Source organism: Thalassotalea fonticola (assembly GCF_032911225.1).
In the GTDB taxonomy this organism is placed as follows: Bacteria; Pseudomonadota; Gammaproteobacteria; order Enterobacterales; family Alteromonadaceae; genus Thalassotalea_A; species Thalassotalea_A fonticola.
Genome location: NZ_CP136600.1, coordinates 3,685,657 through 3,709,740, shown reverse-complemented (window position 1 = coordinate 3,709,740; position 24,084 = coordinate 3,685,657). Strand labels below are relative to the sequence as shown.

General features: G+C 39.1%; 22 protein-coding genes. 12 read left to right on the top strand and 10 right to left on the bottom strand.

The genetic code is table 11. The features are described 5' to 3' along the window. Positions 1–2: 2 nt before the first annotated feature. Genes gspF through gspC form a run of 4 tightly spaced genes read right to left on the bottom strand, consistent with a single transcriptional unit; the run spans position 3 to position 5,889 of the window. Positions 3–1,217, bottom strand: a complete 1,215-nt coding sequence (gspF, locus tag RI844_RS15060; protein ID WP_348395490.1) for a type II secretion system inner membrane protein GspF — start codon at positions 1,215–1,217, stop codon at positions 3–5. A gap of 2 nt (positions 1,218–1,219) precedes the next feature. Next, on the bottom strand, positions 1,220–2,803 hold the full coding sequence (gene gspE, locus RI844_RS15055; RefSeq protein ID WP_348395489.1) for a type II secretion system ATPase GspE: 1,584 nt from the start codon (positions 2,801–2,803) through the stop codon (positions 1,220–1,222). Then, positions 2,800–4,926 carry a type II secretion system secretin GspD gene (gene gspD / locus RI844_RS15050; RefSeq protein WP_405054407.1) on the bottom strand — a complete coding sequence of 709 codons (2,127 nt, stop codon included), beginning with the start codon at positions 4,924–4,926 and terminating at the stop codon, positions 2,800–2,802. Before gspD ends, gspE begins: the two co-directional genes overlap by 4 nt. A gap of 12 nt (positions 4,927–4,938) precedes the next feature. Further along, positions 4,939–5,889: a type II secretion system protein GspC gene (gene gspC / locus RI844_RS15045; RefSeq protein ID WP_348395488.1), complete on the bottom strand. Its 951-nt coding sequence runs from the start codon at positions 5,887–5,889 to the stop codon at positions 4,939–4,941. A gap of 341 nt (positions 5,890–6,230) precedes the next feature. On the opposite strand from gspC, the gene hslR reads away from it, so the two are divergent. The 4 genes from hslR to RI844_RS15025 all read left to right on the top strand — a co-directional run bounded on the left by hslR (position 6,231) and on the right by RI844_RS15025 (position 9,991). Further along, a complete protein-coding gene (gene hslR, locus RI844_RS15040) occupies positions 6,231–6,644 on the top strand; it encodes a ribosome-associated heat shock protein Hsp15 (protein WP_348395487.1) in 414 nt (137 codons plus the stop codon). 3 nt (positions 6,645–6,647) lie between these two features. Beyond that, positions 6,648–7,505 carry an Hsp33 family molecular chaperone HslO gene (gene hslO / locus RI844_RS15035; protein WP_348395486.1) on the top strand — a complete coding sequence of 286 codons (858 nt, stop codon included), beginning with the start codon at positions 6,648–6,650 and terminating at the stop codon, positions 7,503–7,505. Between the two features lie 260 nt (positions 7,506–7,765). Next, the gene (gene pckA, locus RI844_RS15030) at positions 7,766–9,373 is read left to right on the top strand and encodes a phosphoenolpyruvate carboxykinase (ATP) (RefSeq protein WP_348395485.1); all 1,608 of its coding nucleotides are present in this window, start codon (positions 7,766–7,768) and stop codon (positions 9,371–9,373) included. Between the two features lie 246 nt (positions 9,374–9,619). Beyond that, positions 9,620–9,991 (top strand): hypothetical protein, encoded by a 372-nt coding sequence (locus RI844_RS15025; RefSeq protein WP_348395484.1) that lies wholly within the window; start codon positions 9,620–9,622, stop codon positions 9,989–9,991. A gap of 17 nt (positions 9,992–10,008) precedes the next feature. Here the strand turns inward: RI844_RS15025 and envZ are convergent, their stop codons facing one another. The 3 genes from envZ to greB form a co-directional block, all read right to left on the bottom strand. After that, the gene (gene envZ, locus RI844_RS15020; RefSeq protein WP_348395483.1) at positions 10,009–11,301 is read right to left on the bottom strand and encodes a two-component system sensor histidine kinase EnvZ; all 1,293 of its coding nucleotides are present in this window, start codon (positions 11,299–11,301) and stop codon (positions 10,009–10,011) included. Positions 11,302–11,316: 15 nt separating this feature from the next. Continuing rightward, on the bottom strand, positions 11,317–12,042 hold the full coding sequence (gene ompR, locus RI844_RS15015) for an osmolarity response regulator transcription factor OmpR (RefSeq protein WP_348395482.1): 726 nt from the start codon (positions 12,040–12,042) through the stop codon (positions 11,317–11,319). 154 nt (positions 12,043–12,196) lie between these two features. After that, complete coding sequence (gene greB / locus RI844_RS15010; protein WP_348395481.1) at positions 12,197–12,673, bottom strand: transcription elongation factor GreB; 477 nt, start codon at positions 12,671–12,673, stop codon at positions 12,197–12,199. Positions 12,674–12,868: 195 nt separating this feature from the next. On the opposite strand from greB, the gene RI844_RS15005 reads away from it, so the two are divergent. The 4 genes from RI844_RS15005 (at position 12,869) to RI844_RS14990 (ending at position 17,497) form a co-directional block, all read left to right on the top strand. Beyond that, complete coding sequence (locus RI844_RS15005; RefSeq protein WP_348395480.1) at positions 12,869–15,193, top strand: Tex family protein; 2,325 nt, start codon at positions 12,869–12,871, stop codon at positions 15,191–15,193. Positions 15,194–15,201: 8 nt separating this feature from the next. Beyond that, positions 15,202–16,335 carry a glycerate kinase gene (locus RI844_RS15000; protein WP_348395479.1) on the top strand — a complete coding sequence of 378 codons (1,134 nt, stop codon included), beginning with the start codon at positions 15,202–15,204 and terminating at the stop codon, positions 16,333–16,335. A 112-nt stretch (positions 16,336–16,447) separates the two neighbouring features. Next, positions 16,448–17,029 carry an NADPH-dependent FMN reductase gene (locus RI844_RS14995; protein WP_348395478.1) on the top strand — a complete coding sequence of 194 codons (582 nt, stop codon included), beginning with the start codon at positions 16,448–16,450 and terminating at the stop codon, positions 17,027–17,029. 87 nt (positions 17,030–17,116) lie between these two features. After that, positions 17,117–17,497 carry a BlaI/MecI/CopY family transcriptional regulator gene (locus RI844_RS14990; RefSeq protein ID WP_348395477.1) on the top strand — a complete coding sequence of 127 codons (381 nt, stop codon included), beginning with the start codon at positions 17,117–17,119 and terminating at the stop codon, positions 17,495–17,497. 6 nt (positions 17,498–17,503) lie between these two features. Here RI844_RS14990 and RI844_RS14985 read toward each other — a convergent pair whose 3' ends face one another. Beyond that, positions 17,504–18,016, bottom strand: a complete 513-nt coding sequence (locus tag RI844_RS14985; RefSeq protein WP_348395476.1) for a Spy/CpxP family protein refolding chaperone — start codon at positions 18,014–18,016, stop codon at positions 17,504–17,506. 208 nt (positions 18,017–18,224) lie between these two features. On the opposite strand from RI844_RS14985, the gene RI844_RS14980 reads away from it, so the two are divergent. Genes RI844_RS14980 through RI844_RS14970 form a run of 3 tightly spaced genes read left to right on the top strand, consistent with a single transcriptional unit; the run spans position 18,225 to position 21,431 of the window. Further along, positions 18,225–18,929 carry a response regulator transcription factor gene (locus RI844_RS14980; protein ID WP_348395475.1) on the top strand — a complete coding sequence of 235 codons (705 nt, stop codon included), beginning with the start codon at positions 18,225–18,227 and terminating at the stop codon, positions 18,927–18,929. Further along, positions 18,919–20,322, top strand: a complete 1,404-nt coding sequence (locus tag RI844_RS14975) for an ATP-binding protein (RefSeq protein ID WP_348395474.1) — start codon at positions 18,919–18,921, stop codon at positions 20,320–20,322. Before RI844_RS14980 ends, RI844_RS14975 begins: the two co-directional genes overlap by 11 nt. A 50-nt stretch (positions 20,323–20,372) precedes the next feature. Beyond that, on the top strand, positions 20,373–21,431 hold the full coding sequence (locus tag RI844_RS14970; protein ID WP_348395473.1) for an alpha/beta fold hydrolase: 1,059 nt from the start codon (positions 20,373–20,375) through the stop codon (positions 21,429–21,431). 49 nt (positions 21,432–21,480) lie between these two features. On the opposite strand, the gene fieF is transcribed toward RI844_RS14970, so the two are convergent. Next, the gene (fieF, locus tag RI844_RS14965) at positions 21,481–22,383 is read right to left on the bottom strand and encodes a cation efflux pump FieF (RefSeq protein WP_348395472.1); all 903 of its coding nucleotides are present in this window, start codon (positions 22,381–22,383) and stop codon (positions 21,481–21,483) included. A gap of 125 nt (positions 22,384–22,508) precedes the next feature. Here fieF and trmL point away from each other — a divergent pair, with 125 nt between their 5' ends. Next, a complete protein-coding gene (trmL, locus tag RI844_RS14960; RefSeq protein ID WP_348395471.1) occupies positions 22,509–22,973 on the top strand; it encodes a tRNA (uridine(34)/cytosine(34)/5-carboxymethylaminomethyluridine(34)-2'-O)-methyltransferase TrmL in 465 nt (154 codons plus the stop codon). Between the two features lie 103 nt (positions 22,974–23,076). Here the strand turns inward: trmL and gpsA are convergent, their stop codons facing one another. Then, positions 23,077–24,081, bottom strand: a complete 1,005-nt coding sequence (gpsA, locus tag RI844_RS14955; protein WP_348395470.1) for an NAD(P)H-dependent glycerol-3-phosphate dehydrogenase — start codon at positions 24,079–24,081, stop codon at positions 23,077–23,079. Positions 24,082–24,084: the final 3 nt, after the last annotated feature.

Sequence of the window (24,084 nt, the reverse complement as noted above, 5' to 3'; positions counted from 1 at the left end):
ACCTAAATTAATGTATTCAATTGCATTATTGGCTGAATAATAGCCATAACGATAAATAATACCACCGCAGCCATACTCACCATGAGCGCCGGTTCGAACACTTTCAGTGAAATACTCACCACAGCTTCAAATTCACGATCTTGGTTATCGGCCGCGCGACCTAACATGTTTTCTAATTCACCCGACTTTTCACCACTGGCGATCATATGTAACATCATTGGTGGAAACAATTTTGTTTTCTTCAAAGATGCATGCAAGCTTGCGCCTTCACGCACTTGCCCTGATGCCTCTTCAACTTTCTCGGCAATATGAACATTGGTCAATACTGCGCCTGCAATTTTCATGCTTTCCAGTAAAGGCACGGCGCTCGCTGTACATATACTTAATGTGCGGGCAAAACGCGCGGTATTCAAGCCCCGCGTCACTTTCCCCAATATAGGTAAAGCCAATGCGCGTTGATGTACGAGCATTTTAAACGCCGCTTTTTTCATCATTTGCTTAAACAACATGCTGGCAATAACGATAAAGCCAATAATAAATAGAATGTAGTCTTGTAAGAATTCACTGACCGCAATTAAAAAGGTCGTTGTACCTGGTAATTCCTGGCTCATATGCTCAAACTGACCAACAATTTGCGGTACTACCGCAACTAATAGAATAACAATCACCGCAGTAGCAACAATAGTCATAATTATCGGGTAGATAAGTGCTTGCACCAACTGTGACTTCATGTGTTGGCGTTGTTCGGTGTAATCGGCAAGACGGTTTAGTACATTATCTAAATGGCCTGATTTTTCTCCGGCAGAAACCATGGCGCGAAATAAATTATCAAATACGCTGGGGAATTCTGCCATCGATTCGGCTAAACCATATCCTTCGGTAACTTTTGAGCGTACCGACATCAACATACTTTTGAGTTTGTCTTTATCACACTGTTCAGCAACGGCAATCAAGGCTTCTTCTAGTGGCAGGCCCGACTCAACCAACGTCGCTAGTTGACGAGTAATCAAAGCCAGCTCGCCAGCTGATATTTTTTTCTCACCAAAACTTGGACGGCTTGAGTCTTTTTTAGCTTTTTCTAAACTGGGCGTAACTTCAATTGGAATTAAGCCCTGTTCCCGCAATTGACTGCGTACTTGCCGTGCGTTATCGCCTTCCGCAACACCCTTTTTATTTTTACCGCGGGAATCTACCGCTTGATAATCAAATGCTGGCATAACTAGTCTTCTCTAGTTACTCGTAAAATTTCTTCAAGGGTAGTTTGCCCATCCAACACTTTTCCAAAACCATCATCACGAATACTTGGTGTATGGCTTCGCACAAGTTTTTCAACGGCTTGCTCACCAGCGTTATTTTGAATAAGCTCACGCACACTATCATCAACAACTAACAATTCATGAATGCCAGTACGGCCTTTATAACCTAGATTTTTACACTTATCACACCCGGTGGCACGATAAATTAAATGTTCTTTGTTATTAGTGATACCTAATAATTTAGCTTCTTCATCGGAAGCCACATGCGCTTCTTTACAATGCACACATAAGGTTCTCACCAAGCGCTGCGCTAACACACCTAACAGACTCGATGATAATAAGAATGGCTCAACGCCCATATCTTCTAATCGGGTTATAGCGCCAGCGGCAGTATTGGTATGTAATGTTGACAGTACTAAGTGACCCGTTAAACTTGCTTGCACAGCAATTTGAGCCGTTTCAAGGTCGCGAATTTCACCAACCATAACTACATCCGGATCTTGACGTAATATTGCCCGTAAACCGCGGGCAAATGTCATATCCACTTTCGTATTTACTTGCGTTTGGCCAATGCCTTCAATAGCGAATTCGATAGGGTCTTCTACCGTTAAAATATTTCTTTCATTGGCATCAATTTGGGTTAAACCAGCGTAAAGCGTTGTACTTTTACCTGAACCGGTTGGCCCGGTCACTAAAATAATGCCGTGTGGCTTATTAATAACACTGGTAAAGGTTTCACGACCTTTATCAGTCATACCTAAATCTTGTAAATTCAGACGGGCGGCATTTTTATCTAATAAACGCAGTACCACGCGCTCACCATGACTAGATGGCATTGTTGATACACGAACATCCACTGCTCGACCACCGATTCTTAATGAAATACGACCATCTTGTGGTACACGTTTTTCAGCAATATCGAGCTTGGCCATAACCTTAATACGCGATACTAACATTGATGCCAGCTTACGATTTGGCTTTAATATTTCACGCAAAATACCATCGACACGAAAGCGTATTTTTAACACTTTCTCAAAGGTTTCAATGTGAATATCTGAGGCATTTTCTTTAATAGCTTCAGACAACATCGCGTTGATTAATTTGATGATTGGCGCATCATCTTCGTTTTCAAGCAGATCTTCAGCTTCATGAATTTCATCGGCTAACGAATATAGATTCGCCTCATTACCAATATCTTCCATCATTTGCTGTGCTTCCGATGAGTCTCGTTGATATGCAAGAGTTAGTAATCGTTCAAACTCTTCAGCATTATGACTCTTAACACTAAACCTGCGCCCTAAAAAACGGCGTACTTCAAGTAGAATATCGGCCTTTAAAGTTTCAGTAACATGCAAGATTAAATCATTATCATCTGATTCAACCAGCACACTATGGCGCTTGGCGAAACCAAACGGTAGTTGATAAGGTAGCTGTGGTATTTCCTCCTCAGCGAGCTCATTTTGTGCAAGCAATTCTTGCTCTGTCAGCACTACAGATTCTTCATTAATTGTGCTGTCTGTAGAGGATAATGTATCGGTACTACTCATTTTTTTGCATCTTGCTTTTCAGCTTCGGTTAAGTCTTTCCCTAACTCTTCTATCGCGCGCTCTTCCATGTATTCATCAAATGTTGGTGGCAATTCTAATTCATCACTCCAACTCGGTAACAACGGCAGCACCGCGTTATCCATCAAGGCTAACCCGTTTTCTTGTTTCCGTATTTGATCGGCACGAATATAGTTATATTTTTCTTTTGAGATGGATTCCATTAAATCGCCGTCACGAATAATCGTGGGCTTTAAAAACACCATTAAATTACGCTTGCGAGTTGTACTACCGGTTGAGCGGAATAAATGCCCCAAGATAGGAATGTCGCCTAAAAACGGTACTTTTTGCATGCTTTCTTGCACGTCTTCATCAATTAAACCACCAAGAATAATAGTAGAGCCACTATCAGCCATTACTGTAGTTTTGATTTCACGTTTATTGATTGAAACATCGACGCCTGTTGCACCACTTACACTAGACACTTCTTGCTCAATGGTTAATTGTACCCCTGAACCTTCGTTTACTTGTGGTGTTACCTTTAATTTAATACCAACTTCTTTACGATCTACCGTTTGGAATGGGTTAGTATTATTGCTGCCCGTAGCAGAACCAGTAATAATTGGTATTTCTTGGCCGACAATAAAATAGGCTTCTTCGTTATCTAAGGTAGTAATACTTGGCGTAGCAAGAATGTTAGAATTAACATCAGAGCTAACCGCTTGCACAATAGCGCCCCAGTTATCTTCTACAACACCAAACATCATGCCGTTCACGTTACCTAATAATTGCGCCAAAATGGTAAAGTCACCATCGGTATCAGGGTTTGTAGTTGTTACCGGATTACCATTACCATCAATAGTCGTTACGGTATTACCTTCTTCACCTTCAGCTGCGATTGCACCAGCAGCAACACCACTAATTGGCACTATGCCATTATTAAACTGAGTAAAACCGCCTTCTTCATGGAACCATTGCACACCTAACTGTGCACCATCAGATTCAAACACTTCAACGATAATAGCCTCAACGAGCACTTGTGCTCGGCGAATATCTAGTTGGCGAATAACTGATTCAAGCGAACGCAGCATATCTGGCTCAGCAGTGATTACCAAGGTATTAGTGTCTTCATGCGATTCTATGCTGACATTACGAGTACCAGATGAGCGGCTACGACTAGTCGAAGTTTTAGAGGTGGTTTTTGATGCGGTAGCACTCTTTTGCATCGAATCACTGACGCTTTGTAACACCGAGACCAAATCTTCAGCTTTTGAATATTTAAGATAATAAACACGAGTGTTGCCTGACGATTCTAATTCGCTGTCTAATTTTTCGATTAAACGAGCAATACGATCACGAGCCTGGCCTTCACCACTGATAATAACCGAGTTGGTTCTGTCGTCGGCAACAATTTTAGGGATTAGAAATGCAGGAGTGTCAGATTTACCAGAAGTAGGTTTGTTAATGTTTTCAATAATACGTACCATCTCACCGGCTGATGCGTATTTTAACTTCACTATTTGTACGTCTTGATCACCAGCTCTGTCAACGCGGGTAATAATATTCACCAAACGATTCACTACCGCAGCAGTACCGGTAAGCATAATTACGTTGGACGGCTCATAGTGAACTACGTTACCACCACCAGCCTGATCACTCAATTGACGCAATAACGGAGATAATTCACGCACCGATACATTTTTAACTTCAACAACGCGGGTAACCATTTCATCACCCATGCCTGGGTTATTATCACCAACTACAGGAATAGAAGCGCTTTTAGCATCTTTATTTGGAATTACTTTAACTACGTTATTTTCCATTTCAACAACGGCAAAACCATAGACCTCTAAAACGTTCAGAAAAAATTGGTAATACTGTTGCTCAGTTAATAAATCATAACTACGTACGTTAATTTTACCGCGCACTTTTGGATCAACTATGATGGTTTTCTTTAAATTTTTACCAACAATGTTGATAAACTCAGTGATTTCCGTGCCTTTAAAGTTAGGTGAATATTGAGCAGCAGATGCTGATGCAATGCACAAGGTACAAGCCATGGTTATTGCCGCCAATATATTTGCGGATGCACGTTTAAACTGTTTTGCGCTAAGATTCAGGCGCATGAAACTCTCCAATTAATTATTTAAGCCTAAAGAAACGTCGTGTAATTCACCGTTTCGTTCTACTAGTATGTCTACATGTTCTGCTTTACGCAGTTCGATTAGCGCTTTTTGAGCTTCACGCATATCAGTTAAATCTTTGCCATTGATTTGTATGGCAATATCACCTGGTAATAAACCTACTCCGGCAAAAAATTCAGGATCTTTACTTGGCATCAAACGATAACCTGTTACTTTACCGTCTTTACGATAAGGCGACACTTTAATGTAATCGGTTAATTTACCAGGATTATCTAAAATATCAGCTCTCGCTTTAGCTACTCGCTCTTTAATACGAGCGCTTTTTTCAGAGTCCTTGGCATTTTTATTGGTTAAACTAGTTTTAACACTATTTTTTACCGTTTTTCTAGTTGGCTCAGTTTCAATAACGTCACGGCTATTGCCCTGTGTATATTCAAAGCCATCTAACATTAACGTTTCCATACGGCCCGATGATTCGATAATCACTCGATCGTTTTGTACTTGTTTTAAAATTGCTCGAGTGCCTTCGATTTTGTCATCAATTCCGTAAGTTTCTTGCTTACCTTTAGATTCAATTATAGCAGCTGCTGTGGCCGGGTCATCGGAAGCAACTAAACCGGTTAAAGTAAGTTTCAAACGAGTCTCTGGAGCTGATTCAATTTTTTCAATCTGTTTAACGACTGGTTGTTCTTTATTGTATTCGCCAAACAGGTTTAAATTTCGAATTGCCGAAGTATTTATTTGTTGATTTGAAGTAGTTGTTGTCGCTCTGAGCGCTGAAGCTGATAATTTAGTTTCAGCTTCAGGATAAAGCGTCCAACTAAAGTTGGCACTCCAATAAGCGATATAAACTACCAACAAAGAGATTAACGCTTGTGTTAGTCGTTTTTGTGGCACTTGTTGCCATAAAGACTGTAACCGAATTGTAATTTGCGCTAAATCCATGATGTTTTTAAATACTTATATAAAAGGTAATAAATTTTAACTGCTCCTGATAATACGTGACCGAGCGCGTAGCAACAAGTTACTTTGGGCATTTTTTTTGTCATATTCCATAGGTTTACAGTTGGTTTACATGTTTCCTGTAACCTATAGTGTACAGACCAAGATATTATCCAATAATTCACTTTAATCTTACCCAAGCCCCCTTCATTTACGCAAGTTATTACAAACGGTAACTTTTTAGTGCATTTTTTATGCAATTAATCAGTTAAAATATAGTCTCTATTGTAGAGAATTGCTGCTAAATATGTTAACTTTCGCGCAAATTTACCAGGGTCATTAGTATGGGCAAGCATCAAGACAAAGAATTATCGAATACTGAACACTTTCGCCTTGATAAGTGGCTTTGGGCTGCTCGCTTTTATAAAACTCGTGCCATTGCCAAACAAATGATTGATGGTGGTAAAGTGTTTTACAATGGTCAACGCAGTAAGTCGAGTAAACATGTCGTACTTGGCGACAAAATTAGAATTCGCCAAGGCTTTGATGAAAAAGAAGTCACTGTTATCGCACTCGCGGACAGGCGCCGTGATGCAACATTCGCACAGACACTTTATGAAGAAACCAAGCAAAGTATCGAAACACGCGAAAAAGTCAGCACGGCGAGAAAGCAGGGCATATTGTTAAGCCCAGCAAGTGACAGTAAACCAGACAAAAAACAGCGTCGTAAAATACGTGAATTTAAAGAAAGGATGTAATTAGTGAGCACCAATACTGATGTATTAAATCGTTACTTATTTGACAACACCCATGCTCGTGGTGAGTTAGTACAATTAGATAAAAGTTTTAAAGAGATCATTACCAACCACGACTACCCGGCTGCAGTAACCGATTTACTCGGCCAATTAATGGCGGCGACTTGCTTACTAACGGCAACATTAAAATTTGAAGGTGAAATATCTGTTCAAATTCAAGGCAATGGCCCAGTAAAATATGCTGTCATTAATGGTGATAATTTACAACAAATGCGCGGCATAGCCAGTATAGAAGGCGAAATCAAGGGTACAAGCTTGCAAGATTTAATGGGTAAAGCCAATATGGTTATTACTATTATCCCAAAACAAGGCGAACGCTATCAAGGTGTGGTTGCTGTTGAAGGTGAAACCTTAGCCGAATGTCTAGAGCATTATTTTGCAACATCGGAACAACTTGCCACTAAAATTTGGTTATTTGCTGATACCACTACAATTCAAGCCGCAGGGTGTTTACTGCAAGTGGTACCTGATTCAGAAGATAAAGAACAACAAATGAGCGATTTTGAGCATATCAGTCAGTTAACTGCGACAATTAAGCCAGATGAATTATTTAATTTAGACGCAAATGAAGTGCTGTACCGCTTGTATAATCAGGAACAAGTGCGTTTGTTCGAACCACAAGTAGTGAGTTTTGTTTGTGGTTGCTCTGAAGATAAATGTTTAGCGGCCATTGCCAACATGGGCAAAGAGGCAATTATTGAACATTTAAATGAGCACCAACAAATCAACATCACTTGTGATTTTTGTAAAACTAATTACCACTTCGATCAAGAAAAATTGAATCCATTACTTAACCCAAACTAAGTAATTAGGTTAATAAAATTATACTTTGCAAGTTAGAAAAGTTAACTTTAAATTATATAATTTTTCTTATAATAAACGGCACTAACATATAGCTAAACTCCCCATTACAGCTAATGTTAGCGCCTTTTTTGTAATGGCCTTGAAAAACTTTCATTATTGGCTACATTTTACCTTTTAATCTCCTAACAATTTCGTTACTATTCACACAATACAAATGTTTTTTAGACCTTTTACTCTAACGCGGCCAGGAGCTTGTCAAAATGACTACTGCGAAGACCATCGATTTATCGCAATACGGTATCAACCAAACAGCTGAGATTGTTTACAATCCTTCTTATGAATTATTATTCGAAGAAGAAACTAAAGCTAACCTCGAAGGTTATGAAAAAGGCACAGTCACTGAATCAGGTGCTGTTGCTGTAGATACGGGTATATTTACAGGACGCTCTCCTAAAGATAAATACATTGTTCGTGATGACGTAAGTCGCGACACTGTGTGGTGGTCTGATCAAGGTAAAAACGATAACAAACCAATGACACCTGAAACATGGTCGCATATTAAAGGACTCGTTACCGAGCAACTTTCTGGTAAACGTTTATTTGTTGTTGATACATTTTGTGGTGCTAATGATGACACTCGCTTAAAAGTACGCTTCATTACAGAAGTTGCTTGGCAAGCGCATTTCGTTAAAAACATGTTTATTCGTCCAACGGATGCAGAGCTTGAAAGCTACGAGCCTGACTTCATCGTAATGAACGGTGCTAAGACGAATAACCAAGATTGGCAAGAGCATGGTTTAAATTCAGAAAACTTTGTTGCCTTCAACTTAACTGAAAAAATGCAGTTAATTGGTGGTACTTGGTACGGCGGCGAAATGAAGAAAGGTATGTTCTCAATGATGAACTACTTATTACCTCTTAAAGGTATCGCCTCAATGCACTGTAGTGCCAATGTTGGTAAAGATGGCGACACGGCGATTTTCTTCGGTTTATCAGGTACTGGAAAAACAACATTATCAACAGATCCTAAACGTCAACTAATTGGTGATGACGAGCATGGTTGGGATGATAACGGCGTATTTAACTTTGAAGGTGGTTGTTATGCAAAAACCATCAACTTGAGCGCTGAAAACGAACCAGATATATTTAATGCTATTCGTCGCGATGCTCTATTAGAAAACGTTGTAGTAAACAACGACGGTGCAATTGACTACGATGATGGTTCAAAAACAGAAAACACTCGTGTTTCTTACCCAATTCATCACATTGAAAACATCGTTAAGCCGGTCTCTAAGGCAGGACATGCAAAAAAAGTTATTTTCTTAACAGCTGATGCATTTGGTGTACTACCTCCTGTTGCTAAATTAACTCCAGCGCAAACTGAATATTACTTCTTGTCAGGCTTCACCGCTAAATTAGCTGGTACTGAACGTGGTATAACAGAGCCAACGCCTACTTTTTCAAGTTGTTTTGGCGCAGCATTTTTAAGTTTACATCCGACTCAATACGCCGAAGTATTAGTTAAACGTATGCAAGCCTCTGGTGCTGAAGCTTACCTGGTAAACACTGGTTGGAATGGCACAGGAAAACGTATTTCAATTAAAGATACTCGCGCAATTATTGATGCCATTTTAGATGGTTCAATTGATAATGTTGAAGTTCAAACATTACCAATGTTCAACTTATCTGTACCAAAAGCTCTAAATAACGTAGACAGCAGCATTTTGGATCCTCGTGATACTTATACAGATGCAAGTGAATGGAATACTAAAGCTGAAGACTTAGCAAAACGCTTTGTAAGCAACTTTGACAAATTTACCGACAATGACCACGGTGCTGGTTTAGTTGCTGCAGGTCCGCAACTGTAGAATTTAAATCTGCATCCAATTGTTGTTAAAAAACCTGCTACTGCAGGTTTTTTTTGGCCTTGAATGCAGCAAGGAAATAAATAGAGTCAGATCTAAATTAAATATGATTTAATTTAGATCTGACTCTATTTATTTGAAAGTGGATATAATTGCCGCAAACATGGAAAAATTAGCAAAGCCAGCTAAACTTCTTAGTCTATTATCATTACTTTGGAGTGAGTGTGTCCCCGCACGGATTGCTTTAAAATGGATTTTATTTTTTCCGCTCAAATCACTATGACCATATTAGACAGAGAGGTTTCCTTACAGCAAAACCTATTTTATGCTTTACAGAAGTATCGGATTTTCTGGTTTATTTTGCTATTAACCGCCACCTTAGATTACGTAACGACTCTGCAGTTTATGATTAAGGATAGCATTGCTCTGGAAGCAAACTTAGTAGTGCGATATTTAGCTTATGAATTTGGCATATTTGCAGGGGTATTGATTGGCAAACTTTTGCAAATATTTTCAGCCATGGCTTTTTGCGCCTTATCAAAAGAGTTATCAAGAGCTGTATTGCTGTTAATTATATTATTAAATTGTGCGGCTATCTATATTAATACCGCTTTTAGCTAGAAGCGATAAAAATCCGGTTAATTTATTGGTAATTCAACCGTAGCTATCAAGCCGCCACTGCTGCGGTTTTGCAAGGTAACTCTGCCGCCATGCCCATCAACAATTCGCTTTATAATGGCAAGGCCCAAGCCACTGCCTTCTGTGCCTCTTGCCGTATCACCTTGAGTAAAGGGCTGAAATAAACGTTCTATTTCACTATCGCTAATGCCAGGGCCATTATCTGCAACGCTGAAATAAGCTCTATTGGTTTCTTGGTTAATACCGCTGCTGATTTCAATATCGTTGTTAGAATATTTAAATGCATTTTGAATTAAATTGGCCAAGACTCGCTTCATTGCCGCATAAACCATCGGAATTTCAGTATTTGGGCCAAGTTGCAGGTGAATATTTGTACCATCACCGCTTTCAAGTTCAACCACATCTTTTATCATCTGGTTGAGTTCGATTGGTTGTGTTTTATCCATCATGTCATGACGAATGTAATCTATGAATTGATCAATGATGGCATTCATATCGTCAATATCTTTTTCAATACCCTCTTTTAAATAATCTTCATCTTCGCTCATCATTTCGCTGGCAAGACGAATGCGTGTTAGCGGAGTACGTAAGTCATGAGATATACCGGCCATTAGTAAACTACGATCAGCCTCTAATTGTTTTATCCCTTTTGACATATGATTAAAGGCTCTCGTTACGGCGGTAACTTCTGTTGAACCTTGTTCTTTCAGTGGGTCAGGAAACTGTCCTTTACCCACGTCGATAGCGGCTTTTTGTAACGCTTTTAACGGGCGGTTTAATTGTCTAATGAATAACCAGCCCCCGGCGACACTTAACACACCAATCAAAACAAGATAAAAAATTAATGGATAAAAACTGGCTTCATCTAAACCATGCAAAGGAATTTTTACCCACAAGCTTGGTGCTTGTGGCGGCCTGATCCAGAACAAATATTCATCACCTTGAGAGATCCGAACTTCTGCTTCACCTTCGAGTAACTCACTCATTTGCATAGACAAATAAGGATAATATGAAGCCTCAGCCAAGCCTAACATTAAAGCGTCTCGCTCCCGATACACACCAATGCCTGTTTCTTGATGAAACGCTTCGGCTAATTGAGGGTTAAACTTAGAATTACCGCCATCGATAAATACCACTTTAACTTGCTTGGCAAGCAGCTGATTTATTTGCTCTAGATTAGGCTTAATAACGTAAATGGCAACCGATAAATATGACACTACCTGGTTTATTAATAACAAAAAACCTATCAACAATACGGTTTGGCCGAAAGCACTACGTGGTAATATTTTCATTTGTGATCAGATTAGTTAAGCAACTCTACTTCCATCGGGTACAAACACATAACCAAGTCCCCAAACAGTTTGAATATAACGAGGATTAGCCGGATCTTGTTCAAGCATACGGCGTAAACGTGAAACTTGTACATCAATACTGCGCTCGAGCGCAGAATAATCTCTACCACGAGCTAAGTTCATCAATTTATCACGAGACAATGGCTCTCTTGGGTGGGTGATTAACGCCTTTAATACAGCAAATTCGCCACTGGTAAGTGGCATAGACAGATCACCCTTAGACATTTCTCTAGTTGCTAAGTTTAGGGAAAATTCACCAAACTCAATAACTTCTTCTTCCAGTGACGGGGCACCCGGAGCCTCTTGAGTTTTACGTCGTAATACCGCTTTCACACGAGCGAGTAATTCACGCGGGTTAAAAGGTTTAGGCATGTAATCATCGGCGCCAAGTTCTAAACCGATAATACGATCTACTTCATCACCTTTTGCAGTTAGCATAATAATTGGGATTTGATTTTCTTCTTGGCGTAGACGACGGCAAATAGATAAACCATCTTCACCAGGTAACATTAAATCAAGAACGAGCAAGTGAAAATTTTCACGTTCTATTAACCTATCCATTTGTTCAGAATTAGCTGCGCTTCTAACAACAAAGCCCTGCTCAACTAAATAGCGCTCTAACAATGCGCGTAAACGCATATCATCATCAACGACTAATATTTTCGGGGTTTCCTGTCCCATATGACCCTCTATCACTTAATGTTACTAATTAATATAATATCGACTATAAGCTAATTTTGTTGTTTTTCAAAAACTAATAACTAAATTAGGCAAGCTAGATTGTTACAAGTTATGAATGATATAAGCAATGTTTATCCTTAGGTTTAGCAAAAACCTATTTTTGATAGCCAATTTTATTGATATACCAAGTAACCGGTCCATCAGGAGTAATGACTTCAACTTCATCATCTACTTCTTTTTTTAGTAATGCCCGTGCCATAGGCGAGTCGATAGAAATATAATCTTTCGCTTCACCATATATTTCTTCCGGCCCAACAATACGAAACTCTTTTTTATCACCATTTTCATTTTCTATTTCTACGCGGGCACCGAAAAATACTTTGCCGTCTTGCTGTGGCGAATAATCAACAATTTTTAAATCTGGTAAAAGTTTACGCAGAAAACGCACGCGACTGTCTATTTGGCGAAGCACGCGTTTATTAAAATGATAATCGGCATTTTCCGATCTATCGCCAAGGCTTGCAGCCCAAGATACAATTTTAGTAATTTCAGGACGTTTTACCCGCCAAAGATAATCTTCCTCTTTTTGCAGTTTTTGATAGCCTTCACGGGTTATTAATTTTGTTTTCACAACGTAAACTTCTTAAATTTAATCAGGCTAATACTGTATAATCACTATCGCCGAGGAGTTTTTTAGTAACAATTAGAAAATTTTTGGCAAATTCACTGCTCTAGGAGGATATAATTTTCTCCAGAACTACAGTATATACCCGTGCGATTGCAAAATGCAGGCTAGCACGGAAATTAAAATCAGGATTATTGAGTAATGATAAATATTTCGCAGCAAATTGCCGCAGAGCTAAACGTTAAAGAAACCCAAATTAATGCTGCAATTTCATTGCTTGATGATGGCTCTACCGTGCCATTTATTGCCCGTTATCGTAAAGAAGCCACCCAAGGCCTAGATGACAATCATTTACGTCATTTAGAACAACGTTTAAGCTACTTGCGCGAATTAGATGAGCGCAAGCAACTGGTGTTAAAAAACATCAAAGAACAGGGCAAGTTAAGCGACTCTTTAAAACAACAAATCATTAGTGTTGATAATAAAACTGAATTAGAAGATTTATATCTTCCCTATCGCCCTAAACGCAGAACTAAAGGGCAAATTGCCATAGAAGCTGGCCTTGAACCTTTAGCAAACAAGCTTTACCAAAATTGGTCATTAGAACCGGAACAAGCGGCTAGCGAATATATCAACACTGATGCCAAATTCAATGACACCAAATCAGTATTAGAAGGCGCTTGTTATATATTAATGGAGCGTTTAAGTGAAAACGCAGCATTGATACAAAAGTTGCGTAAGCATCTTATTAAACAGGCCTATTTAACCAGTAATGTAGTTAAGGGCAAAGAAAAAACCGCACAAAAATTCAAAGATTATTTTGAACATTCGGAAATGCTCGCTAAAGTTCCATCACACCGCGGTTTAGCTATGCTTAGAGGCCGTAACGAGGGCTTATTACAGTTAAATCTAGATGTAGATCCTGGCTTTGAAAAAAATGCCGAATCAAGTTGTGAACAAATTATCCGCGATCATTTCAGCTTACGTTTATCCAGTCAACCAGCAGCACAATGGCTTAACAAAGTTGTGCGTTTAACCTGGCGAGTAAAGCTTGCGCTATCGCTTGAAAACGAGTTATTAACCGCAATGCGTGAACGCGCGGAAACAGCGGCGATAAAAGTTTTCGCCGATAATTTAAACGATTTATTAATGGCAGCACCAGGCGGCGCAAAAGTGACTATGGGCATTGACCCTGGCATTCGCACGGGTTGTAAAATTGCAATCGTCGATGCTACGTCGAAATTACTCTATACCACCACCATTTATCCCCATGAGCCACAAAAACATTGGGAAAAATCATTACGCACAATTTCGACTTTAGTGCAGCAGTACAAGGTTGAACTTATTGCCATAGGTAATGGCACAGGCTCACGTGAAACCGATAAACTTGCCGGTGAAGCAATCGCCAAACTTGCAGGCAATAAACCAAATAAAATTATTGTTTCAGAAGCTGGCGCCAGCATTTACTCTGCCTCGGAATTTGCCGCAAACGAGTTTCCAGACTTAGATGTGTCATTGCGTGGTGCTGTATCCATTGGTCGTCGTTTACAAGATCCATTGGCTGAACTGGTAAAAATTGAGGCTAAAGCCATTGGTGTGGGACAATATCAACATGATGTGAGCCAAAGTCAGTTAAGTAAAACTCTAGATGGCGTAGTAGAAGATTGTGTAAACGCCGTCGGTGTAGATCTTAACATTGCATCAGTGCCACTGTTAAATCGCGTATCAGGTTTATCTAAAACCATGGCTCAAAATATTGTGCAATACCGTGAACAAAATGGCCGCTTTGAAAAACGCAGTGAACTAAAAAAGGTTGCTCGCCTAGGCCCAAAAGCATTTGAACAAGCAGCAGGCTTTTTACGTATTAATAACGGCAAAAACCTACTCGACAGCTCAGGCGTGCATCCAGAAAGTTACAGTGTTGTGGAAAGTATTATTGCTAAGTCTGCAGTAGGAATTAATGACTTGATTGGCGATTCGAACTTATTAAGTAATTTATCCGCACAAGAGTTTACCAATGACCAATTTGGCTTACCTACAGTTAAAGATATTATCAGTGAGTTGGACAAACCAGGTCGAGATCCTCGCCCAGAATTTAAAACAGCTTCCTTCAAAGAAGGTGTGAATACCATTAACGACCTTGAACTTAATATGACTCTTGAAGGGGTTATTTCAAATGTGACCAACTTTGGTGCTTTTGTTGACATTGGCGTCCATCAAGATGGTTTAGTGCATATTTCATCGTTAACCAATAAGTTTGTTAGCGACCCGCGTGAAATAGTTAAAGCTGGTGATATTGTAAAAGTGAAAGTATTAGAGGTTGATCCAAGCAGAAAACGCATTAGCCTGACCATGCGACTTGAGGAAGTGGCGAATACCAATAACCAACCAAAAGCCAAGCAACATAACAAACCAAAACAGCAAGCAGGTAAGAATCATGCTGCCAAGAAAAAGCCACAGCAACAGCCGCAAAACAGCATGATGGGTAATGCCTTTGCTGATGCGTTTGCCAAGGCTAAAAAATAGAGGCTGCTTTGAAGATCGTTATTGCCCCAGATTCATTTAAAGAAAGCTTAACGGCGTTAGAAGTTGCCAATGCCATTGAATCTGGGTTTAAGCGAGTTTTTTCTGACGCCCAGTACATTAAAGTACCAATGGCCGATGGCGGAGAAGGAACAGTACAAGCGCTTATTGATGCCACCAACGGTAAGATTGTGCATACTTCAGTAAAAGGCCCCTTACATGCCACTGTGGACAGTTTCTACGGCATAATGGGTGATGGTAAAACCGCAGTTATAGAGATGGCTGCAGCATCGGGTTTACACCTGCTCAATGAAGATAATAAAGATGCCAAATTTACTTGCAGCTTTGGTACTGGTCAACTTATTATCGACGCCCTAGAAAAGGGCATTAGTAAGTTTATCATAGGGCTTGGAGGTAGTGCGACCAATGATGGTGGTGCCGGGATGTTAACCGCGCTTGGTGCTATGTTAACCGATAGGAATGGCGATGCATTACCGCCAGGTGGAGCCCACCTTCATTCAGTCAGCAATATAGACGTAAGCGCGTTGCATCCAAAATTAAGCAAGGCAAGTTTTCAAGTTGCTTGTGATGTTACAAATCCTTTATGTGGTGTCACCGGAGCTAGCGCAGTTTTTGGCCCCCAAAAAGGCGCATCAAAGCAAGATATTGCTTTACTGGATGCTAATTTATTACATTTTGGTCAAAAGCTGGAAGCCTTAACAGGCAAGAACATAATTAATTTTTCCGGTGCTGGCGCCGCAGGAGGCATGGCAGCAAGTTTACTAGCAATTTGTAATGCAACGTTGCAATCGGGTGTCGAGCTTGTCATTAATACTTTGGCATTAAATGAGCAAGTTAAAGGTGCTGACGTTGTAATAACCGGTGAAGGTCGAATTGATAGCCAGACAGTATTTGGCAAAACCCCGATAGGTGTAGCTAAAGTAGCAACAAACAATAACTGCCCTGTTATCGCAATTGCAGGCTCAGTTAGCGCTGATTATGAAATAGTACTTCAACATGGCATAGACGCAGTATTTCCGATTTTGTCAGAGCCCGGTAATTTAGCTGATGCATTAGCTAATGGCGCAACTAACATTGAACGTACCGCATTCAATATCGCTCAAACCATCAAGCTAACCAACTGATAATTAATGCTTTAAAAAAACAACCACAGTCTATTAAAACAAATACTGGCAAAGTTTAAATCTCTGTCCTATTGTAATATTTACCCTAAATTTTTATTAGTTGATATTAATTATGAGTAAGATATTAGCGTTTTCAGGCAGCGCTCGAAAAAACTCTTTTAACCAGCAATTAGTGTCAATTGCTGCAAGAGGTGCACAAGCCGATGGTGCAGAGGTGACGGTTATAAACTTGAAAAATTTTCCTATGCCTATTTTCAACCAAGATGATGAAACTGAGCAAGGTATGCCTGAAATTGCTCAGCAATTTAAAAAGCTTGTTAGCGAACATGATGCGTTATTAATCGCTTCTCCGGAATATAATAGTTCATGCAGCCCGTTACTAATTAATGCCATAACTTGGGCCTCAAGAGCAAACACTCCTGATGAAGTGCCGTTAAGTGCATTCCAAGGAAAATACGCAACAATAATGGCCGCATCTCCGGCGGCTTTAGGTGGCTTACGCGGGTTAGTTACACTGCGCATGCTATTTAGCAATATTGACGTTACCGTGCTTCCCAAACAAATAGCAATTGCACATGCCTATTCAGCATTTGAGCAAGGAAAGCTTATTGATGAAATTAAGCATAATCAGGTACGAGAGATGGGGGCGAAATTGCATAAACTGTTAACAAGACTCAATCCTGACATTGAATAATCAATTATTCCTACTCAAAATATTGATAGTGATTAAAAAACATACTACATTAAATAGTCTAAAGAACAAAAAAAATAAGAGCTGAAAATGACTATTATTACTGCCACCAAAAAACCAACATCAGCAGAACTCAATTTACTGGCAACCCTATGGGAAATTGGCCCAGCAACCGTTCGTCAAGTGCATGAAACTGTCTCTAAAAAACAAAATAGCGGTTACACCACGGTATTAAAAATACTGCAAATTATGTTTAATAAGGGCTTGGTCGAGCGTGATGAAAGTATGAGAGCCCATGTTTATTCTGCAAAAGTAAGTGCGAATCAAACACAGGCCGAACTCATTGAAGATTTAATTAATTCGGCATTTTCAGGCTCGAGCAAACAGCTGGTTTTACAAGCATTGAATCAAATTAAATCTAAAACTGATGTTGTTGATATTATGCAAGTATTAGAACAACAGTTAGCTTAATATAAATTAACCTTCGGATTTATCTTTTTGGTTATTTTTTTTCTGCTTTTTTTGCTTCATTTTCTCTTTCTTCAACTGCCTTTTTTCCATGTGCTGTTGTTTCAGTTCAGTTAATTGTTGTTTTTGCTCAGCAGTTAACAATTGATACATTTGATGCATGCTCTTAGCTGAAATCAAACTAGCTTGTGCTTGCTGTTCAGACTTTTTTTGCTGCAATAACATAAATGCATTTTCATCAAACTCTTCAGCTTGAATTAACGCGGTGAACTCATCTCGACTTGCTTTTTTGTCGCCTTGTTTAGCCATTAAAGTCTGCATTTGTTCTTTTTTAGCTGACTGTATATCTTTAACTTGCTGTTTTTGCTGGTCAGTTAAATCAAGTTTACTCATTACCCTGTGCATATCATCCCTTTTATCAATTCCTCGATGAGGGCCACCCTGATCTTTTGCCAAGACATTGAAGCTTAACGCGCCTATTGTACAAATCAGTAGTACGATTTTTGATAATTGCTTAGTCATCTTGTTAATTCCTTATTTAAAGTATAAATACTCGCTACAATTGAAAGTATAACTTTCTAATCTCACTGCAATATAGCGATTATAAATATAATAGCCAATAACAATGCAAAGATGCGCAAAGCTTGCGTAAATATTGGGTAAAGTCGTGACGAATATCAATTAAATCGTTATGATGAATTTAATCTTATAAATTATAGAATTTAAGCTCATGACTGATAAACAATTATTGCTAATAGACGATGACCAAGAATTGGTCGAGTTACTGACTGAGTTTTTAGCAAGCGAAGGTTATCAAGTAAGTAGCGCTTTTGATGGCATTAGTGGCCTAGAGAAAGCGAGAACTGAAAAATACAGCTTAATTTTACTCGATGTGATGTTGCCAGGTTTAAATGGTTTCGAATTGCTCAAAGCACTGGGCGACAAACACCATACGCCAATACTAATGCTTACCGCAAAGGGCGATGATACTGACAGGGTGTTGGGCTTAGAGCTCGGCGCCGATGACTATTTGCCTAAACCCTATAACCCAAGTGAATTACTCGCTCGCATTAAAGCAATTTTACGTCGCATAGAGATTATTCAAAATAAAGATAAAGCCGTTACACTTGAACATAATCAGGTATTAATAAAAGGTGCGAGTAGAGAAGTCTTTTGTCACAACCAGTTACTGCTACTTACTGGTACCGAGTTTGAAATGCTGCACTTATTAATGGAAAACTTAGATACTATAGTGTCAAAAGAACAGCTTTCTGAACAAATATTGGGGCGGCCTTTAAGTGCTTATGATAGAAGTATTGATATGCACATTTCAAACATTCGTAAAAAACTGCAAGTTCATGCTGAATTAGATAAGATCAAAACTATTCGCGGTGTAGGTTATGTTTTTATGAGTGGTGATGAGAATGGGGTTTAAAAAGCTCTTTAGCTCATTAACATTAAAAGTCTTTTTAGGATTCTGGATTATTGCTCTATCAGCAATGTTTATCACGCGCTGGATCTCACTTCAATTTATTGATTTAGATCGCGTATCGGCTATAACCCCCTTCCAGCAACAACAAATTGATAAAACTAGTAATCGTATTAAAGCCTTATCTAAAAAGCCGAAATTAAATATCCTAAGGCTTCTTGCCAATAAAGATAGGCGATTACCTAAAGATATATGGCTTAAATCTCACACGACCAACAAAATTTTCACTAACGCTAAACTTGCAAAGCCTGAAGTTTTTCAAGCCATTGAACAACAGCAATTTACCCAAGCTGTAGTAACAAACTTAAGAGGTTATGAGTTAGTAGGCCCCATTCAAGTTACTCTTGAGCAACAGCAGTTTAACTTATTTATTGGTAAGCATAATCGCCCGAAAGATTTCGTGGGTTTTATCTATGTAATGCCGATCTGGCTTCGTGTGTTTACCATATTAACAATAACCGGCGGATTAACTTGGCTATTATCATGGTATTTAATCCGACCGTTAAATAAGTTAACACAGGCAAGTCATCGCTTTGGTTCAGGTGATTTAGCTACAAGACTACCAGAATTTAATCAACGCAATGATGAGGTTGGCCGTTTAGGACAAGCCTTTAATGGCATGGCTGAACACCTAGAAAGCTCGATATGCGCACAACAACGTTTGCTCGGTGATGTTTCGCATGAATTAAGGTCACCGCTTACCCGTTTACAACTAGCTTTGTCTTTAGCGAATAAAGTCGACAATAAGCCAGAAGAACTCGCTAAATACTTCGATCGCTTTAAAGTGGAAATTGATCGTTTGGACAGCATGATTGCCCAAGCCTTACAATTATCGAGAATAGAAAATCAATTACACCAAATTAATCTTCAACCCGTTAATATAAATGTATTAATTAGCAACATTATCAACGATGCTGAATATGTGTTAAAAGACAAACAGCTAACGGTGAACTTTATTAACCCTGAGCCAATCTCCGTATTAGGAGATCAGCAATTATTATCCAGTGCAATTGAAAACTTATTCAATAATGCCATTCGCTACAGCCCTAAATCAACAAGTATAGAAATCTCTTTAATCATAAAACAAGATATAGTAATTTTCACCATAAGCGATCAAGGCAAGGGTGTTCCAGAAGAGCAATTAGAGAACATATTTAAACCTTTTTATCGTACAGCTCAAGCTAGAGACAGAGTAAGTGGCGGCACGGGTTTAGGACTAGCAATTGCAAGTCGTGCTGTTGATACTCACAACGGTAAAATTTTTGCACAAGCCGCTAGTGAAAATGATGAATTTCCGGGATTGAAAGTTACCATCAAATTGCCTTATCCTAGTAGCTAACTTAGATTGAAATATACCTAGGGTGTTACCCTATTAAAATGGGTTAATCAATGCGTATAATTGTTATTTTAATCATCACTACCCTGTTAGGAAATATCCAGGCAATGGCCACTCCATTTCAATTAACCCAAGAGTACGAATTAATTGCCAAACAACCGACTATTGAAGAGTTTTGGCAACGAGGTGAATTCTCAAGCTTTAAAAGTTATGATCAACTTGATATTCATTACGCTTTGTTTTTCAAACCTGAAAATACTCAATGCATAGTCGTCGCTCAAGGCCGTTCTGAAGGTTATTTAAAATACAAAGAAATTGCCTTTGATCTAGCAAGTAATGGCTATAACGTTGCGATGATAGATCACCGGGGACAAGGCCTGTCAGAGCGAGAGCTGCTTGATAGAGATAAAGGTTTTGTCAAAGATTTTAATGATTACGTACTCGATATGCATCAATGGTTGAGTGATATTGTTAAACCAAAATGTAGTAATGACATGTTTCTTTTGGCTCATTCTATGGGCGGAACAATAGCTGCTCGATATATACAACAGTTTCCGCAAACATTTAATGCAGTGGTGCTATCTTCACCGATGATTTCAGTAAATGGTGGCTCTATTCCTGACTGGTTTGGTAGACCGTTTATTAAAACCAGCCATTTTATTGATGACTTATTTAGTGAGCAATCGGCATATTTTTTTGGTCATGGCCCTTATAAAGAAAAATTCTTTAAAGATAATGACTTAATGCAGTCAGAAATTCGTTTTCAGCTATTTAAACAAACCTACCAACAGTTTCCGCAATTAAAACTTGGCGGCGTAACATGGGCTTGGTTAAATAGTGCGGTAGCAGCTGAAGCTTTAATTTTTGAGAATTTAGCTAGAATTAAAACGCCAACTCTAGTTTTGCAAGCCGAAAACGACACTGTGGTAAGTAATGCTAAACAAAACCAGTTTTGTCAGCAATTACATGCTCTACACTCGCAATCCTGTCCGAATGGGCAACCTACGGTTTTAAACAATGCCCTGCATGAGTTATTATTTGAAATTGATGAAATCCGCAATGAAGCATTAAACCAGACATTGATTTGGTTTAATCAACACAGCCACGAATAACCAACCTGAACTCGAGCTAAGCAGCACTCAAATACTGAGTGCTGATTAACTATGCTTTTTGACGTGATAACTCACTAGGCACTACTGAATGTGGATCTTGGTGGATAAGCACTTCAGTATGCTCAAAACGCGCCAGTAGAGCTTGCTCTATTTGATCGGCTATTTTATGCGCCTCAACTAAAACCAATTGGTCGGGCAATTCTAAATGAAATTGAATAAACTTCATTTTACCCGCTTGGCGAGTTCTTAATTCATGAAAACCAAGTGCATCAGTGTTAGCGTTAATTATATCTTTAATTACAACTAAATCACTGTCATCCAGCTCTTTATCCATCAGGTCATGCACGCTGTGGTAGATAATTTGTATCGCACCAACAATTAGAAACACACCGACTAATATAGTAAAAATACCATCGGCATAAACCATATTAAATTGGCTTAACACTAAGGCAATAATCACTCCCAAGTTTAAAAATAAATCACTTTGGTAGTGTAAAGAGTCAGCGGCTATAGCAACCGATTTTGTGCGGGTTATAACGTATTTTTGTAAAAGGACTAATGCTAATGTTAATAAAATAGCTAAAATACTAACGCCAATTGCTACGTTACTGTGCTCAATTGGGCTAGGATTGAGCACACGTTCGATGCCATGAAATATCAACAATATTGCCGACCCCAATACAAATGACGATTGCATTAGTGCCGCCAGATTTTCTGCTTTACCATGACCAAACTTATGCTCTTCATCTGCGGGCGCTAACGAAAAACGTAAAATTATAAAGCTGGTTAAAGAAGCAAACACATCTAGTAAGGAATCGGTTGCAGAGGCCAGCATTGCAGCTGAATTTGAAATCCACCAAGCATAAATTTTAGTCGTTACCAATATAAATGCCACAGTAACCGCTGCTTTGCTGGCTAACTTAACTAAACTTTCATAATCTTTGTTTTGCATTAACGGAGGATCTCTAGACTTAAAGGCTACAATTAATCGTATTTTACATCATATAGATTGGTAAGGTGAATAACTCATTGTATAATCAGTTTATAAATTTTAAATAATTATTTTGCGACTTACTTATGTTAGATATTGTTCTTTTTGAGCCCGAAATTCCACAAAATACCGGAGCGATTATCCGCTTATGTGCCAATAGTGGCTTTCGCTTACACTTAATAGAACCGTTAGCCTTTGATATCGATGATAAAAAGCTGCGACGTGCCGGTTTAGACTATCATGAATTTGCGAACTTAAAGCTTCATAAGAATTACAGCGAGTTTATCAAAAATGAACAACCGAAACGCATTTTTGCCTCAACCACTAAGGCAACACGTTTTCATGGTGATGTAAGCTTTGCAGAAGGTGATTATATTATCTTTGGCGCTGAAACCCGTGGCTTACCTGATTCAGTAAGAGACTTGATCCCGGATGAACACAAAATTCGTATCCCAATGGTTGAAAACTCGAGAAGTATGAATTTAGCTAATTCAGTATCTGTTATTGTTTATGAATCTTGGCGTCAGTTTGGCTTTAAAGGCGCGGTTTAAATTTCTCGTTTCTCGTTTCTCGTTTCTCGTTTCTAAAGTTAAAAAACATATATAAAAAAACGTCCAATTGGACGTTTTTTAATTGATAATAGCTGATAAAATATTACTCGCTTTTTCTATCTCGACCTAATAATGCTATTGCAGCATCTTGGGCTGGTTTACCTTGATATAACACTTGGTAAATTTGCTCCACTATCGGCATCTCAACATTATGACGCTTGGCTAACATGTGTACTTCTTTAGTATTGCGATAACCTTCAACGACTTGACCAATATTTTCAATGGCATTTTCAACTGTATCGCCACCGCCAAGTGCTAAGCCAAAACGTCGATTTCGAGACTGATTATCCGTACAAGTTAAGACTAAATCACCTAAGCCGGCCATGCCCATAAAAGTAGAGGCCTCAGCCCCTACAGCAGCGCCTAAACGAGACATTTCAGCTAAACCACGAGTAATAAGTGCTGTACGAGCATTAGCTCCAAAGCCTATGCCATCTGCAATACCGGCACCTATGGCGATCACATTTTTAACCGCACCACCAAGCTGAACACCTATGAAGTCGTCATTTTTATAAACTCGAAAAGTTCTTTCACAATGCAGTAAATCAGACAAGACATCAGCAAAAGCGTCATCGGTAGATGCAAGTGAGATTGCCGTTGGTAGACCGGCTGCCATTTCTTTAGCAAACGTTGGTCCAGATAATACCGCCAGACTTACCCTGTCACCGAGAATTTCAGCCGCAACATCTTGCAGAAGTCGACCCTCTTGCGGATCTAACCCCTTAGTCGCCCAGGCAATTTTATGTTCGCTAGTCAAAAATGGTTTAATTTGTTTTAACATATCGACAAAGGCATGACTTGGCACCACTAATAAAATATTAGTGCTCGCCTTAACAGCAGTTTCAATATCAGCCTCTAAAAATAGAGAATCGGGAAAGATAAAGCCCGGAAGGTATTTTTCATTACAGCGTGCAGCAGACATAGCCGTTACATGCTCAGCACTTCTGCCCCATAAAAGAGTTTTATGAGTATTACGTGCAAGACAAAAAGCTAAAGCAGTGCCGTACGACCCTGCTCCAATTACACTAATATCAGCTGATACTGACATAAA